The following is a 14,293-nucleotide window of genomic DNA, read 5'->3' as shown; positions in this document are numbered from 1 at the left end:
CGGGTGGAGAAAGCCGTGTGCCAAGGCCGGGACGTGACCAGTGAACACGGCCCCGATCAATGATCGAACGCTGCGATGACGCCCGAGCGTTCATCGAGCAGCAGTCGGCCCGCACGCGGACCACCATCAAAATCGAAGAACCCATTCGGCGACCCGGCGACCGCATCGGCAGAACCGTTGCCAATGCGCGGCACCCCCCAGTTGTCTTCGATAAAGCGAATGATGGAGGACTGATCGGTCACCTGGTGGTCGATGTAGTTTGCCTTCGCCCAAGGCGATATCACCAGCAGTGGCAGTCGCGGGCCGGTAGCCGCAGCGCCCGTTTTGCGCGCCGCCTGCCGAGTCGTTCGGCACGGGTTGGCCACAGCTCCCCGCGGCCAGCAGTTGATCATCAACTATGTTGGACTGGTAGACGACTGGTCCCATCACATGGTCGCGCCATCCATCGGAATCATCGTGGGTAATCGCGATCGCGGTCTCACGCCACTCCGGTGAGCGCATGACATCGTTGATCACGCTCACGACAAACGTCCGCTCGTCGAGCGGATCGGAATATCCGGCGTGTCCGTCCTGACACGCTCGCGCTTTCAGGAAGCTCACCGTCGGCAGATTGTGATTCGCGAGCGAGATGTGAAAGCGGCCCAAGTCGTACTGATGGTTGGCCTGGCCAGTCTTGCCGATCGCCGCATCCGAACCCGGCGGCACGTGGCGCGCGTTTTGAGTGCTCTTCCAGTACTGAAAGAATGCGTGGTGCGGTACGTAGTCGGCGCCCGCGCTACTGCCCGACACGTTGTTATGGGCCAGCTTGCAGTCGTTCAAGCCTCCCATGAATGCGCCCCAGGTGATGCCCGAGGTGTTCAACCGGTCGCCAATGTTTTCACCTGACATGGTGATCTGGGTTCGTGATTGTTCCTCGCGGAAGACCGGACGGTATTGGGGGCGCGAAACGGTGAGGTGGTCTATGGCCGCGGCGCGGCGTACTGGTGGACCATTGGTTATTCATCATCGGAATCGATCGTCGCGAGCTCTTCGCGCAAGGAATGAATCGCATCGAGTTGCATGAGGGTGCGCTGCTCGACGCCCTGCTTGACGGTCACGGCGGGCGGCGCGGTCTCAGGCAGCTCGATGGCATCGACGTGCTATGGGATCATCGCGATCTGACGAAGCGCGACCTGATCATTGGCCTCAGCTTTGCGAACCTGAGCCCCACCGACCCAGTGCGCGAATACGAGAAGCGCGGTGTCATCGTCTATGAACGGGTCGCCTCCAGCCTGTACTCCGGACGGATGCTGAAATCGTTCAACCTCGCAGGCGCGGTGCGGATACAGCCGCTGCACTGTCATGCGCCACGCGACATGGAGCGCTTTCTCGAGATTACCGAAGAACTGACGGCACTCTAAATAGGTGGCCCGGATCTGATCCACGCGAGGCTCGGATTCGATAAGCACCACCGGTCCTCACGTACGCAGACTGGAAATGATTCCGTGACACGTTAGGCACCGTCAGCCCCGCTGCGCACCTGGTTGCCGGTCAGCACCACATGCGCAAAGCGGCTCGCGGCCAGGTCGCCGCACATCAGCGCGACCGGCTTGGTGCCCGCATGCGTCGACGCGGCGGCGATCAGCACATCCTTCACCGGATAGCCGGCCGCGGCGCATGCCGCCATCATCTCGATGCGCGATTGCTCGAGCCAGCCATGCGCGCCGCGCTCCATCACTTGCGCGATGTCGTGTGGCTCGAACAAGGCCATGCGGGCCATACGCATAGCGAGCTCCGGATTGCCGCCGATGCCCAGACCCAGCACGCTCTCGGCGCCTTGACTGCGATGCCACGTAGGCGCCGCTTGCACCGCCCAATCGACAATCGAGTCCGAGGGGTTGAGCATTTTCAGCAACGCGCGGCCGGGTGCATCGCCGTCGGTTAGCGCAATGCGTAAGTCGATGCCGCTGCCTTGGACGATGTTGTAGTAAATCTCAATCGGTACTTCGCCGGTTTGCCGCAACACACCGGCTTCGATGATTCGTGCGAGTGTGCCGGCGCTGCCGCTCCATTGCACGTTCATGCCGAGCGTGGCGAACACGCTGCAGCCGCCAATGCGCGCTAAGCCGCTCGATGCGCAAAGCTCACGCGTTGCGTATCCGATATGCCGGATCAGGTCGTTTGTTTCAATGATGTTCATAAGCGTAGCGAGCTGAGAGTTGACCCGTGCAATACGGGGGGACAGCGAGCCCAACTGCGCTCAAGGCAGCGAAAACTAGACGTGCGGCGGCCCAGTGCCGCCGTTCCCGCGCTTGACAGCTTCGAGCCGACGCCATAGTGTCGGCGAACTGAGTTGTGCCCGGTTGGCGGCCGGGTCACGGTCGTCATATCGAGATCGCGTAGTCGAACTGCAAGTCGGTGGCTGCCTGACCCCCGCGCATGCCCCAGTTGTCGAACGGCTCTTCGCGCGGCAACACGAGAACGTGCAACGGATCGATTCTGCGCAACTGCGCCACGTCGCGGGCAATACGGCGATACAGGCGGCGTTTCGCGTCGAGCGAGCGCCCGGCGAACAGTGTGATTTCAATCGACAGATAATCGGCGGCGCCCAGCGGCGGAACGAAGTCCTCCGCGTCGAAGCCGGTATGACGCGCCTGCAATTCGGCGTCGTTCACGCCGAGCGTCGCCTTCAATGCATCGAACACCACGCCGATGAGTTGGGCTTTGTCCGCCGCGCTGCGTGGACCGCGTTCTTCTATTTTCACAATAGGCATGTCGTCACCTCGGGAGAAAGCGCTGCGCCGTCGAACGGATTCGGATAGGCGCGCGATTGCATTTCGGTCAGCCGGCTCAGTGTGCGCGACAGGTCGTGCGCGCCCTCCAGACCGTTGACGGCGGCCGCAATCGGCTGGTCGGATGCGATGAACAGCGCCCGCTTGCGGTCGTAGAGAATATCGACCAGCCACACGAAGCGTTGCAACGTCTGTGGCCTCGCGAGCCAATGCGTGGCCAGTCGATCGACGATCAATCCTTGCCAGTGTTCGGCAAGATCCAGATAGTCGAGATGCGAGCGGCTCGCGATGCAGAGTTCGTCGAAATCTATCCACGCGAGCGTCTTGCCGGCCGCTCGCCCTTTCAATGGCCGGCCCGCCGCGGAGAGCGTGCGGGGGCGCAACGTGTCTTCGCCTTCGTACCGCAGGAAGATACGCCGCAACGCATCGCCGCTTGCCTCATCAAGCGGCGCAAAGAAACGTGGACGTTCTGGCTGCTCGCCGCCGAAGCGATAGTCGCGCGAGCCGTCGAAATGAATCACGGTGAAGTGCCGCTCGATCCGCTCGATAGTCGGCTGAAAACGCTCATGGAACTCCGGATTCGGCAGCAAACTCTGGGGGGCATAATTCGAGGTCAGCACAACGCGCGTGCCGAGTTTGAGCGCAATGTCGAGAAAGCGGCCGATCAGGAACGCGTCGGCGATATCGTGCACATGGAATTCGTCGAAGCACAGCAACTCCACGCCGGCTAGCCACTGCCGCGATACCGAGCCGAGCCGGTCGTCGCCGCGTGCTTCGTCGACGAGCCGCCGGTTCATCTCGCGCAAGAACTCGTGGAAATGGATGCGCCGCTTCGCGCAGACGGCGAGTTCGAACACGGTATCGACTATGAGGCTCTTGCCGCGCCCTGGTAAGCCATAGCAATAGACGCTCTGAACACCGCGTACCGTCTGCGCATGACCGAGCCAGTTGCGCCGCGTGCGGGCGCCGAGTAGGGCGACCAGCGCGGCGATTGCGCGGCGCTGGCTAGCGTCCGGCACGATCGCGCGAGCCGCGAGTGCGCTCACGACCTGAGCTTCGTCAATCATGGCGCGGCAACTCCGCAGGCGGCAAGAACGTTTCGAGCAACGGTCGCGGACTGCGCGTGCGGCTCGCAAGCAGATGATCGAGCGCGGCGTGCTGGTCGGCGAGACTTTTATCCTGTGAGAGCTTGATGCGCGCTTCCTCGTGTTTCACCCGCACCCTCAACGCGAGAATATGCGGCGCAAAGCGCTTCACTCGCTCGTCGTGCGGGTCGAACTGGTAGGGCGCGTCGTCCGGTTGCAAGCGAGCCGCCGTCTCGCGCAGCACGTCGAGCTTGTGCGCCGGATCGTTGACGATTTCCACGATGCAGCTCATGTGCACCGACACGTAGTTCCAGGTCGGCAACTGGCGTGTCACATAAGCTTCGGGGGGAATATAGCTGTCCGGTCCCGTGAACACGATTCGCGCGTGAATGCGGCGCAGGCCGGCGAACTGCGGATTCGCTGCATCCACGTGACCGAACAGGTCGCGGGAACCGGTCACGCGAAACAGCGGTACATGATTTGCGTGCGGTTGCGGGCCGTCGATACTAACGACGAGCGCCAGCGGAAAGCTGTCAATGAGCGCGTCGATACGTTCCGGATCGTTGAAGCGAAAAGCGTCGTAGTGAAACGGCACGGGCGCAACGGCGGGGACTTCGGCTTCGGTCAGTATCATGGTTTTGTCGGGCAGTCGTGGTGGGAAATTAGTCGGTAGGCGTAGCGGCCTCGCCGCGTGCCGGATGTTCGGCGCGGCGGTCACGTTGGGTGCGTCGGCAGCGTTCGGCGGCGATGAGCCGGCGTGCAAACCAGACACCGAGGCGCGGGGCACCGGCCGGTTTGAGCGGCTGCAGCGGCATCGGCACGGACTCGACGGGCGCATCCGCGGCCAGTTCCGCGAGCCACTGACCCATCACGAACGACAGCGCGATGCCGCGCCCGTTACAGCCGGTCCAACCGAACACGTTCGGCGCGAGCTGCAGCAGTTGCGGCAGACCGCGCGGCGTCACACCGACGCGGCCGGCCCACAGGTCGGTGAGCCGCGCCGGCGTGACATTGAACACTCGTTCGATGCGCTGAGTCAGTTCGGCATTGATGCCTTCACGCGTTAGCCGCGCGCTCGTCGGAAACATGCCGGTCACGAGACGGTTGCCCTGCAGGCGGCGAAAGAACCACATATCGCGGCCGACGTCCGAGAAGGGCTGGTTGCCGAGCAGCACATGGTCGGCGCCGTCAGGCGGAAGATCGCATGCTGCCAGCAACAGCGCGAACGGCAAGGTCGCGGCAGTGAGGTTCTTCGCGCCGTCGTGGCCGTTCGCGTTGGTCGCAACGATGGCGCGGCGTGCGAACACCGTGCCGTACGGAGTCTCGAGCCGCACCAGTTGATCGGTTTGCGGCCGGGCTGGTACGAGCAGGCGACACCCATTTACCAGCGTGCCGCCGAGTCGCACGAAGGCGGCTGCCAGCCCGCGCGTGAAAGCGAGCGGGTCGATCTGTCCGCCTTCCGTCAGACAGAGCGCCGCCGGATAGCGCGCACTGCCGGTCAGCGCCTGAAATTCGTCGGGCCCGACGAGGCGCGCCTTGGCGCCCGACTCGTGCAAGCTGCGCAGGCGGCTCTCCCAGACTGCGGCGCCGGCCTCGAACTGGTCGGGTTGAAGCCAGCCGTTCTGCTGGGCGTCGCAGTCAATCCTTTCGAGTTGGATGAACTCGAACAACGCGTTGGCCGCGTTGCTCAACTGGGCATTGAAACGGACCGCGCGCGCGGCGCCCCAAGCGCGCGCCACGTCCTCGGGGCCGACGCGGCTGAGCGTCGGAATCACGAAGCCCGAGTTGCGGCCGGATGCCCCCGCACCGGGTTCGCCCGCTTCCAGCACCGCGACGCGCAAGCCGCGCCGCGTTGCGTGAAACGCAGCAGTCAGCCCGGTGATGCCGGCACCGACAATCACGACGTCGTACACCTCGCCCTCGATCACCGGTGAAGCACTCGCGCCCGTTTCAGCCGGCACGCCGCGTGCCCAGCAGGGCCGCTCAGCGAACAGCGTCACTAACGAGGTCACTGTCGGCATCCTGAGTCTGATCACGAGAAGCGGGAGAGGGCGCGAGCTGCGCGGCGAGCGATTGAGCAATGGCCGCCGAACGCAGCGCGAGCAGACTGAATGAACCGGAATCGCCCATACCGTGCGACGACTCGCACAAACCATTCAGATACAACGGCGCCGCCCCGTCAGGCTTATCGGCGAACTGAACCCGGTAGTCGATCGATACGTCGAGATGACCTCGACTCAGCTCAAGCAGCGGAGCAACGCTGGTGAGTAGTCGGGGATACGCTTCGCGTTTCGGACCGCTGCCGATGTCGAGAAAACCCGTGGCGAGCACAACCAGATCGAACTCCTCGGCGAAGCAGCGATCGTTCACCGTATCGCGCAACGTCAACCGCACCCCGGACGCATCGGCGCTGACATGGCTGACTTCCGTATTGGTGCGCACCGCGAGCGAGTCGCGCTGCAAGATCCGGTTCGCGTAGAGCTTCACGTACAGCGCTTCGACCACGTCCTTGTCCGCCGACGAGTAATTGGTCGGCTCGAGTTCGGTGCGCAAGCGGTCTTTGGTCTGCTGATCGGCAAAGAAGAAGGTTTGAACGAATTGCGGGAAATACACTTCGTCCGAGAACGGACTAGTGTCTTTCTGCCGGAAGCCGAAATTGCGCGTGATGCCGACCACCTTCTCGCACGAGCCGAGTCCGTGCGCGTGCAACAGAATCTCGACCGCGCTCTGACTGCCGCCCACCACGGCGACGCGCGGCTTGTGTCCGCCGTCGCAGGCGCGTTTCAACGCGAACAGATAGTCGTTCAGATGCACGATGCGTTCGCTGTCGACGTGCGCGAACTGCGCCGGCACATTCGGCGTTCGACCGGGTGCGACCACCACCGAGCGCGCGCACCATTCGCGGCCTGCCGCGTCGCGTACCCTGTAACCTAGCAAGATGCCGGTGCCGGAATCGACGAGCGGTTCAATGGCGCTCACGTTCACGTCGTACTGCACCTGGGGTGCGAAAAAGCCCGCGACCCAGCGCACGTACTGTTCGTATTCGATGCGCAGCGGAAACGACAGGCCGAGGTTCAGATGCTCGAACAGCCGGTCGTTTTCGAACAGGAAGTTCGTGAACGAGTAGCGGCTGCGCGGATTGCGCGGTGTCACCAGATCGCGCAGCGGATGATTCTGGATATCCGATTCCTCGAGCAGCATGCCTTCCTGCCAGCGTGGGCCGCTGCGTTTCTCGAGGAACTGCACGCGCAGACCTTCGGTGAGCTCTTCGAGCGCGACGGCGAGCGCGATGTTCGCGGGACCGAAGCCGATGCCGATGACGTCGAGCATCGGCTGCTGCGTGGCGGCGAATGGCATGGCGGTGCGGTTCATAATGCCTCCGCAGGCTGTGTGCCGGTGTTCTGGCAGACCGGCGCCGTGCACTCGGCGAAGGCCAGATTCAGGCGCGTCAGGATCTCATCGACTTGTGCGTCGGTCAGCACGAGCGGCGGCAGCATGCGCAACACAGCGCCGTGGCGTCCGCCGGTTTCGATGATCAGCCCTTGCTGCAGGCATTCGCGCTTAATGCGTTTGGCAAGCGCGCCGTTTGCGGGCGGCAGGCCGCGTGCGTCGCGCGGGCCGTGCGGATCGACGATCTCGATGCCGAGCATCAGACCGCGGCCGCGCACGTCGCCAATGCAGTCGAAGCGCTGCTGCAGCGCACCGAGTCCGGCACACAGCTTCGCGCCGAGCCGCGCCGCGGCGGCGGGCAGGTCGTTCTCGCGCAGATACTGCAGCGTGGCCGCGCCCGACACCAGCGCGATCTGATTGCCGCGGCTTCGACCGCGTCGGCGCCGCTCGGTCCGCAGAACTGCACCTTGGCGTTCGCGGCGAAGGCGGGCGGTAATACCTGGTACAGTTCGTCAACAAACGCGGCCTTGGCCGGTGTCGCGATGTCGAGCCCCTGCAGAATGTGACCCGACGCAAGGAAGCGGTTCACGCGTTCCTTGACGTACGGATGATTGTGGCCGAGCGGCAGGGCCCCCGCGCAGGCGAGGCAGTCGAGATAACGGCGACCTTCGCTGTCATGGACGATGGCGAGCTCGCCCTTCGTCAGCACGCGGTCGATCGATCGCGCATAAGTGCGCGCATTCGATTCGCGCTCGGCGAGCAGGCTTAGCGTAGTCAGCGGCACGTCGTGCGGCTGCGGCAGCGCGTGCTGCGGCGCGCTCTCAATGGAGTGTTCAAGCATAGGAAGTGCTCCTCGACGAACCGGCCGGCGCCGGCTGAATCGGAATCGTGGTGGTGTTGACGGCGAGCGCCGCTTCGCCGAGCGCTCTCAGCCAGCGGCGGTATTCGACCGCGAGCCGGTCGCTGCGCACGTGCATTTCTTCGCGCAGATCAAGCGGCAGCCGGTACGGACGTTGCGATTCGACGATCCGCCGGTCCTGTTCGAATACGCGGTCCTGACGGCTCAGAATCTGTTCTTCAGTCAAGTCGGCACCGAAATTGATCGTGACGATCAGGTACAGCACCGCTTCGTCTTCGTCGGCGGGCGTTGCGTTCAGGAATGTGCAGAAGCGTTCGGTGACGCCAGTCTTCTTCGTGAAATACGCGGTGGTGGGCTGGAACACGTGATACGTGTAGCGCGCCGTCACCGGAATCCCGCGATGATCGCCGTACGGCTGGAACACCGAAATTTCCGAGGTCGTCAGACCTTGCGGTCCTTTGAAGACCTCGTAGTCCGCAATTGGATCGGGATTTTCCGGATCGCCGTTCAGGTTGGCATGCACGAACGGAAAGTGCGACGCGTCGAGAAAATTTTCGACCGAGCGGAGCGCATTCGCGCGGTAGCGATATGGCCCGGCGTACACTTTGCGAAAGCCCTGGTCGTCCCATTCGGGGAACGCGGGCACGTCGCCTTCTGGTTGTCCGAGACTGACCCACACGAGACCATAGCGCTCGGTGATGCGATGCGGATAGACGAGCCGCTGCTGGGGCGGTTCGTGATCCGGATGAGCGGGTACCTTCACGCACTGGCCGCTTTCCGAATAGCGCCAGCCGTGATACGGGCATTCGATCTCTCCGTTGCGCACGCAACCGAGCGATAGCTTTGCGCCGCGATGCCCGCAGTAGTCTTTCCACGCATTGATGCCAGCCGGACCGCGCCACAGGACGAGGTCCTCGCCAAGCAGACGCACCGGTAGCGGCGTGCCGTCTCGCACTTCGTCGACGCGCGCGACCACGTGCCATTGATCGCGCAACGCCTTGTAGTCGAGACCGTCGCGATCCCATTTACCACCATAAATCATGATTTGCTCTCTTTGGGGTTAGACGATGAGGCTGGCTTCGCGCTGGCCGTCGAAGTGCCACACCGGATTGCGCCAGCCCTCGACTCCGTAGTCGGAGAGGCACTTGTCCACCAGCGCCTTGCACTTGCCGATTGCGCCGCTCGAGGTCGCGTGGTTCAGCATGTCGAGCCGTACCTGTTCGTTATTGCCCGCGTAGTTGTGCTCGTATAGCTCGTGGCGGCCGCCGAATTCGCTGCCGATCGCGTCCCACAACAACTTGACCAGTTTCAGCCGCTCTTCGGCGTTCGAATCGGTGCCCTGGAAGTAGGTGTCGATCAGGTCGCGCAGGTCGGGATTCTTCATGTCCGCGTAGCTCGCGACCTGCATGATGGGAGAGCCGCCCAGAATCGTGTCGAAGATCGGCTTGATCTGCGACATGATCTGCGCGCCGAAATAGCGGACCGTTGCGGCCGCTTCGAGGCGCGGCACGACCGAGCCGTCGCTACGCGATTCCGGCGCGAGGCACATCGCTTCGGTCAGCGACCACATCGCATTGCGCCAGCCAACCACTTCGGCGACCTTGGTGCGCACGCCGCGGAACTCATAGGTGCCGTTCGATTCGAGCAGCTTGATCAGCACGCCGCATAGGAAGTCAAGCTTGACCGCGAGACGCGTGCCTGACTGCAGCGGATACCGGTTCAGAAAGCCCGACGCGGAATAGAAGCTGCGCGCCTTCGGAATGTCGCGATAGATGAGCACGTTTTCCCACGGTACGAATACTCCGTCGAAAATCAGCACCGAATCGTTTTCGTCGAAGCGGCTCGACAAGGGGTTGTCGAAGGGGCTCAGCGCGGACGCTTCGAACGAGCGGCGGCAGACGATCTTCAGATTCGGCGCGTTCATCGGCAAGATGAAGCACAGCGCGAAATCCTCCTCGCGGCCTTCGGTGTATTGCGTCGCGCTGTTCTGCGCGACGAAGGTCGCGTTCGAGATGGCCGCGCTGGTCGCAACCATTTTCGCGCCGCGCACCACGATCCCGTCGCCGCGCTCCTTCTCCACGTGCAGGTAGATGTCGCGCATGCTGTCGATCGTTTTCGCGCGGCCCACTGGCGGATTCACCAGCACGTGGTTCATGAACATCACATTTCGCGAGGTCTGGTTGTACCAGTGCACCGCGTTGTTGCGAAACGGGTCGTAGAAGTCCGGATCCGACAGCAGCGTCGCAGTGAAGCCTGCCTTGTAGTCCGGCGTTCGGCCCATGAAACCGTACGACAGCCGTGACCAGTGAGCTATGGCGTTGCGCGCTTTCAGAAGATCGTCGGACGAACGCGCCGGCGTGAAATAACGGTGTGTGCGGTAGCCGTTCGGGTCGAGCGTCGTCATCGTGTCGCGGGATTCGGGCGCGTGCAGCGCCTCGTACAGTCGCGCGATCGACTGCGCGCTGTTGCGAAACGCCGGGTGGGTCGTGACCGAACGGACCTTCTCGCCATAAATGAAAACCTCGCGACCGTCATCGATGCTGGCGAGATAATCGGCGGCGGTGAACATCTCGTTTTTCTCCGCAATTTCCAGCTTCAATGCGGCAGATGTGTTGTGACTCATGGGCTCCTCCAAGTTGATGCGTGCCTGACTGGCGACAGGTAGATATAGCCGCGTTGAAGCGGCGTTCCGCGCCTGCCAGGAATACGGGACAGAGATTTGACTAAGGGCTGTCAGACGGGACTACGAGAAATACCGGACGATCAGAAAAATCCCGGAGACGAAGATCACGATGTTCACGAGCCGCACGAACTGTTCGCGCGACAGTTTCAGCGTGATGTGCCGTCCGAGCCAGACGCCGGCGAGCATGCTCGGCGCAAGCAGCGCGGCTAGCAGCAGCAGATTGACGTCGGCATACACACCGGCCGCCAGGAAAATCACTAGCCGGGTCAACGTCGACAGTCCGATCAATGTGGATTGCGTGACGCGGATATGCTCCTTACTGTCGAGCCTGCTCTGCAGATAGATCGCGTAGATAAAACCGCCACTGCCGAAGAGCGCGCTGAACACGCCGCCCACTAGTCCGAACGGCACCGAGAAAGCCGGTCCGAATTTTCTGATGGGTTTATAGCCACTCAGCGAATAAGTCGAATAACCGATCACAAATACGCCGAGCAGCAGCAATAAAACGTCGGGTTTGGTGAGCAGTAGAATCAGTGCGCCAATTCCGCTGCCGAGTATCATTAACGGTACCAGTCGTTTCAGTTCGCTGAATTCCGCCTTGTGGCCATCGCGTGCCAGATTCACCGATGCGGCGAAAAAATCGAGCAATGCCAGCAAAGGTACAATATGGGAAATCGGCATGAATTGTGCTAGTAACGGACTTGCCACCAGCGCGGTACCGAAACCCGCAATACCGAACACCACATATGATAATGTGACGCCCAGCCAGATAATGGACAGATGGGAGGTGGTCAAATTGGTCAGCACGGGTTTGGCCCCTCGTTTTCTGATAATGATTGAATATTTATTCTGTGCAGCGTTGAATGCGCGGGTTATGAATCGTGTATAAACTGCCAACGGCCCAACGGCAGACGAAAACGTAGTGCTCGCATTCAAGCGAGCGGCACACGTATTAACCATTTTTACGTATTGCCGTTTTAGCCGCTTCTAGCGACATCAGGCGTCCGATTCGCCTCCCTCACAATTTTCCGCAAGGTTTGACGCGAGCGGCAAACCACTATATCGATGCATCCGGAGGCTGACCAATATAAAATACGCAATCAAATATCTAAAAAAGGCATAGACCATGGTGTCGATGCGGCAACTACGCTACTTCGTGGAAATCGTCGAGGCGGGCAGTTACAGCCTCGCCGCTGAACGTTTATTTGTTGCGCAGTCGGCTCTGAGCCGGCAGGTGAAAGAACTCGAGGCGTCAGCGCAAGTGCAATTACTGACACGCGGTGCGCGCCGTTTCGAACTTACACCGGCCGGCAAAACGTTCTACGACGGCGCGAAACGTCTGTTATTCAATTTGAATGAAACGCTGGTGCAAACCCGGCATGCCGATCGCAGCGAGCAGGGCGTGATCCGTGTGCTGCATTCGAGTTCGGTGGCGCTCGCTAGTCCGCTGATGCAGCGAATCCAGTCCTATCTGAGCAACAACGGCGCTTCGCTGGAAATTTCGCAAATGTCGTCGGATCATCAGGGCGAAGACATCGAAGAGGGCCGCAGCGATATCGGCCTGGTGCGTTTGCCGGTCCATATCAAGTTTCCCGGTGTGCGAATCGAAGAGGTCTACACCGAGCAATTGATGCTGGCGGTGCCGGTTTCGCATCGGCTGAGTGGATCGAGCGAAGTGGCCGTAGCCGCGTTGCGCGAAGAGCCGTTCGTTTCATTGCCGCACGGCGAGCGCGGCGGGCTCAGCTATCGCGTGGCCGAATTGTGCATGCGCAACGGCTTTTTTCCGCGCGCGGCGCGTGCGACCTCGCGCAAGACTACGCTGCTGAGCCTCGTCGAGGCAGGTCTGGGCGTGGCGCTCGTGCCCGCCAGCATGCGCTCGATTGCGCCCGCCAGCGTGTGCTTCGTCTCACTTTCCGGCACCGACAATTCGACGGCGGTGGCGATGTTGTACCGGCGCGGCATGTCGACGCTAGTCGACGGTTTCGCAGCGGCGCTGCACGGCGAAGTGTGAAGCACATGGCGAAACCAGTGACGAGTCCAGCGGCTACGTTGACGCTGCTATCAGACGGTATATTTTTGCGTCGGGCGTCAACTGCAATATCACGTCCGGACCGCTTGCGAATGTCGACCTTGCCGTTCCTCCACGAAGCCTTGTAGGCGAACCCGCTCCGACTCGCGCGCTTTGTTCAACGAGAATCGATCTTGCCCTCCAGGCGAGGGCTTTCTGCCTCATACCATCCCGCTTCTGGCCAACGTAATGGCCCGCTCCGGGCATGCTGTCACACACAATCCGCATGCCCGACACGCATCGGCGTTCGGCGTGTACACAACCTTCATTCCGTATACGCGCAGCTTGAATTTCTGCAGCGCTCCCAACTGCTGGTAGTCAGCCAGGTCGATCCGGCGGATTTCGAAAACGTGCTCGGGAGAGACTACTGCGCAATCGCCCTTGCCTTCACACTGCTTCAAATTGACGACGGGAGCAATCACGCCTGCGGTTTGCTTGCAAGCGGATGTTGATGCGTTGCTCATGCTCGATCCTCTTGGGGCTTGCCGTTAGCGGGCGATACGCTCTTCTGAAAATTTTCGCGTTCCTCCGGCGTCATGCGTTCCCACCGACGCCAATGCCTGCGTCCATGCCAACCGCCATGACCTCGAAATCCACCAAAGAGAATCCGGCTCAGGATCAACAGGCCCATCGCATGTGGATAATCGATCGAACGGCCGCTGATGAATAGCGCCGGGATAACCCAATTCCATAGCAGCATCACCATCCATCCCAGCACGGCAATGCCCACCAGAACCAACAGTGCCTTGCCGAAGCATCTCAGTCTGAAACTCATCTATCTGCTCCTTTAGATATCCAGATCGTCATACACGGCTTGCAAGCGAGCGCGCAGATGCAGTACCGCGTAACGCTTGCGTGCCAACAGCGTGTTCACGCCGACACTGCTCCCGGACGCCAGATCCTTAAAACTGCGTCCTTCGAGTTCGTGAGCAACGAAGACGTCGCGCTGCTCCACCGGCAATTCGTTGAGCGCGTCTTGCAGGGCCTCCAGCAGCACAGACCTTGCATAGACGGCTTCTGGACCGGCGTCGGTTGCCGGCAGCGCGAGATCCAGTCGATACTCGGCGTCGCCGGGGGCGTCTTCCATTTCGGTCAGCGCTTGCTCTTTCCGCTTGCGAAAGCGGTCGATGATGCGGTTTCGCGCCACGCGAAACAGCCACGCGCTAACTTGTTCAATCGGCGCAGGGAGCCGATAGGCTTGCACGAACTCGCGAAATACATCCTGCAAGATGTCTTCGGCTTCACTCGGATCGTGCACGCGACGCCGGATGAAATTGCCGAGCTTCGTACGCTCACGCAAAACAGTTGCAGTGATGTCACTATCTCGTTCGATCATCGAGTCCGGGGCGCGCGGCGGTTCCATACGTCTGTAGACGATTCACGATCAGAAATATTGTCAGGGAGGACAACTTGTTCGCGCGTCACTGCTATCCGCAC

General features: G+C 61.6%; 14 protein-coding genes and 3 pseudogenes. 2 read left to right on the top strand and 15 right to left on the bottom strand.

Going from position 1 to position 14,293, the window contains the following annotated elements:
• Positions 1-56 precede the first annotated feature (56 nt).
• Both AC07WT_RS37125 and AC07WT_RS37120 read right to left on the bottom strand, forming a co-directional pair.
• The gene (locus tag AC07WT_RS37125; protein WP_494951140.1) at positions 57-392 is read right to left on the bottom strand and encodes an alkaline phosphatase family protein; all 336 of its coding nucleotides are present in this window, start codon (positions 390-392) and stop codon (positions 57-59) included.
• Between the two features lie 61 nt (positions 393-453).
• Positions 454-888: pseudogene (locus tag AC07WT_RS37120) on the bottom strand (alkaline phosphatase family protein); the annotation flags it as partial.
• A gap of 110 nt (positions 889-998) precedes the next feature.
• On the opposite strand from AC07WT_RS37120, the pseudogene AC07WT_RS37115 reads away from it, so the two are divergent.
• Positions 999-1,400, top strand: a pseudogene (locus AC07WT_RS37115) (aminotransferase class V-fold PLP-dependent enzyme); the annotation flags it as partial.
• A gap of 92 nt (positions 1,401-1,492) precedes the next feature.
• Here the strand turns inward: AC07WT_RS37115 and AC07WT_RS37110 are convergent.
• The 10 genes and pseudogenes from AC07WT_RS37110 to AC07WT_RS37065 all read right to left on the bottom strand — a co-directional run bounded on the left by AC07WT_RS37110 (position 1,493) and on the right by AC07WT_RS37065 (position 11,685).
• On the bottom strand, positions 1,493-2,179 hold the full coding sequence (locus AC07WT_RS37110; RefSeq protein ID WP_494950801.1) for a fumarate hydratase: 687 nt from the start codon (positions 2,177-2,179) through the stop codon (positions 1,493-1,495).
• A gap of 184 nt (positions 2,180-2,363) precedes the next feature.
• Positions 2,364-2,753 (bottom strand): tautomerase family protein, encoded by a 390-nt coding sequence (locus AC07WT_RS37105; protein WP_494950800.1) that lies wholly within the window; start codon positions 2,751-2,753, stop codon positions 2,364-2,366.
• The gene (gene zapE / locus AC07WT_RS37100; protein ID WP_494950799.1) at positions 2,741-3,838 is read right to left on the bottom strand and encodes a cell division protein ZapE; all 1,098 of its coding nucleotides are present in this window, start codon (positions 3,836-3,838) and stop codon (positions 2,741-2,743) included. The genes AC07WT_RS37105 and zapE overlap by 13 nt, the downstream gene beginning before the upstream one ends.
• Positions 3,831-4,490: an FMN-binding negative transcriptional regulator gene (locus AC07WT_RS37095; protein WP_494950798.1), complete on the bottom strand. Its 660-nt coding sequence runs from the start codon at positions 4,488-4,490 to the stop codon at positions 3,831-3,833. Before AC07WT_RS37095 ends, zapE begins: the two co-directional genes overlap by 8 nt.
• 28 nt (positions 4,491-4,518) lie before the next feature.
• Positions 4,519-5,868 (bottom strand): NAD(P)/FAD-dependent oxidoreductase, encoded by a 1,350-nt coding sequence (locus AC07WT_RS37090; protein WP_494950797.1) that lies wholly within the window; start codon positions 5,866-5,868, stop codon positions 4,519-4,521.
• On the bottom strand, positions 5,840-7,228 hold the full coding sequence (locus AC07WT_RS37085; RefSeq protein ID WP_494950796.1) for a SidA/IucD/PvdA family monooxygenase: 1,389 nt from the start codon (positions 7,226-7,228) through the stop codon (positions 5,840-5,842). The genes AC07WT_RS37090 and AC07WT_RS37085 overlap by 29 nt, the downstream gene beginning before the upstream one ends.
• Positions 7,225-8,024 (bottom strand): annotated as a pseudogene (locus AC07WT_RS37080) (aminotransferase class III-fold pyridoxal phosphate-dependent enzyme). The gene AC07WT_RS37085 and the pseudogene AC07WT_RS37080 overlap by 4 nt, the downstream one beginning before the upstream one ends.
• 55 nt (positions 8,025-8,079) lie before the next feature.
• The gene (locus AC07WT_RS37075; RefSeq protein ID WP_494950795.1) at positions 8,080-9,147 is read right to left on the bottom strand and encodes an aromatic ring-hydroxylating dioxygenase subunit alpha; all 1,068 of its coding nucleotides are present in this window, start codon (positions 9,145-9,147) and stop codon (positions 8,080-8,082) included.
• 18 nt (positions 9,148-9,165) lie between these two features.
• Entirely contained in the window at positions 9,166-10,728 is a 1,563-nt protein-coding gene (locus AC07WT_RS37070; RefSeq protein ID WP_494950794.1) for a 4-hydroxyphenylacetate 3-hydroxylase family protein, read from the bottom strand.
• A 120-nt stretch (positions 10,729-10,848) separates the two neighbouring features.
• The gene (locus tag AC07WT_RS37065; protein WP_494950793.1) at positions 10,849-11,685 is read right to left on the bottom strand and encodes a sulfite exporter TauE/SafE family protein; all 837 of its coding nucleotides are present in this window, start codon (positions 11,683-11,685) and stop codon (positions 10,849-10,851) included.
• Between the two features lie 229 nt (positions 11,686-11,914).
• Between AC07WT_RS37065 and AC07WT_RS37060 the strand changes: the two genes are divergently transcribed.
• A complete protein-coding gene (locus AC07WT_RS37060) occupies positions 11,915-12,799 on the top strand; it encodes a LysR family transcriptional regulator (protein WP_494950792.1) in 885 nt (294 codons plus the stop codon).
• Between the two features lie 218 nt (positions 12,800-13,017).
• On the opposite strand, the gene AC07WT_RS37055 is transcribed toward AC07WT_RS37060, so the two are convergent.
• From AC07WT_RS37055 to AC07WT_RS37045, 3 genes are read right to left on the bottom strand one after another with little or no spacing between them, the layout of a single operon-like run.
• A complete protein-coding gene (locus AC07WT_RS37055; protein WP_494950791.1) occupies positions 13,018-13,320 on the bottom strand; it encodes a 4Fe-4S binding protein in 303 nt (100 codons plus the stop codon).
• Positions 13,317-13,631, bottom strand: a complete 315-nt coding sequence (locus AC07WT_RS37050) for a hypothetical protein (RefSeq protein ID WP_492596024.1) — start codon at positions 13,629-13,631, stop codon at positions 13,317-13,319. The genes AC07WT_RS37055 and AC07WT_RS37050 overlap by 4 nt, the downstream gene beginning before the upstream one ends.
• A gap of 12 nt (positions 13,632-13,643) precedes the next feature.
• A complete protein-coding gene (locus AC07WT_RS37045) occupies positions 13,644-14,219 on the bottom strand; it encodes an RNA polymerase sigma factor (protein WP_494950790.1) in 576 nt (191 codons plus the stop codon).
• Positions 14,220-14,293: the final 74 nt, after the last annotated feature.

It is taken from the genome of Paraburkholderia sp. GW821-FHT02A12, assembly GCF_059422005.1.
Note: the sequence above shows the minus strand (reverse complement) of the source record. Positions and strands in the feature narration are given on the sequence as shown.

Bases quoted from the DNA above. Each gene is read 5' to 3' on its own strand.
- AC07WT_RS37085 (WP_494950796.1), bottom strand. From the start codon at position 7,228: ATGAACCGCACCGCCATGCCATTCGCCGCCACGCAGCAGCCGATGCTC.
- AC07WT_RS37105 (WP_494950800.1), bottom strand. From the start codon at position 2,753: ATGCCTATTGTGAAAATAGAAGAACGCGGTCCACGCAGCGCGGCGGAC.
- AC07WT_RS37070 (WP_494950794.1), bottom strand. From the start codon at position 10,728: ATGAGTCACAACACATCTGCCGCATTGAAGCTGGAAATTGCGGAGAAA.
- AC07WT_RS37045 (WP_494950790.1), bottom strand. From the start codon at position 14,219: ATGGAACCGCCGCGCGCCCCGGACTCGATGATCGAACGAGATAGTGAC.
- AC07WT_RS37075 (WP_494950795.1), bottom strand. From the start codon at position 9,147: ATGATTTATGGTGGTAAATGGGATCGCGACGGTCTCGACTACAAGGCG.
- AC07WT_RS37095 (WP_494950798.1), bottom strand. From the start codon at position 4,490: ATGATACTGACCGAAGCCGAAGTCCCCGCCGTTGCGCCCGTGCCGTTT.
- zapE (WP_494950799.1), bottom strand. From the start codon at position 3,838: ATGATTGACGAAGCTCAGGTCGTGAGCGCACTCGCGGCTCGCGCGATC.
- AC07WT_RS37055 (WP_494950791.1), bottom strand. From the start codon at position 13,320: ATGAGCAACGCATCAACATCCGCTTGCAAGCAAACCGCAGGCGTGATT.
- AC07WT_RS37125 (WP_494951140.1), bottom strand. From the start codon at position 392: ATGATCAACTGCTGGCCGCGGGGAGCTGTGGCCAACCCGTGCCGAACG.
- AC07WT_RS37050 (WP_492596024.1), bottom strand. From the start codon at position 13,631: ATGAGTTTCAGACTGAGATGCTTCGGCAAGGCACTGTTGGTTCTGGTG.
- AC07WT_RS37110 (WP_494950801.1), bottom strand. From the start codon at position 2,179: ATGAACATCATTGAAACAAACGACCTGATCCGGCATATCGGATACGCA.
- AC07WT_RS37060 (WP_494950792.1), top strand. From the start codon at position 11,915: ATGGTGTCGATGCGGCAACTACGCTACTTCGTGGAAATCGTCGAGGCG.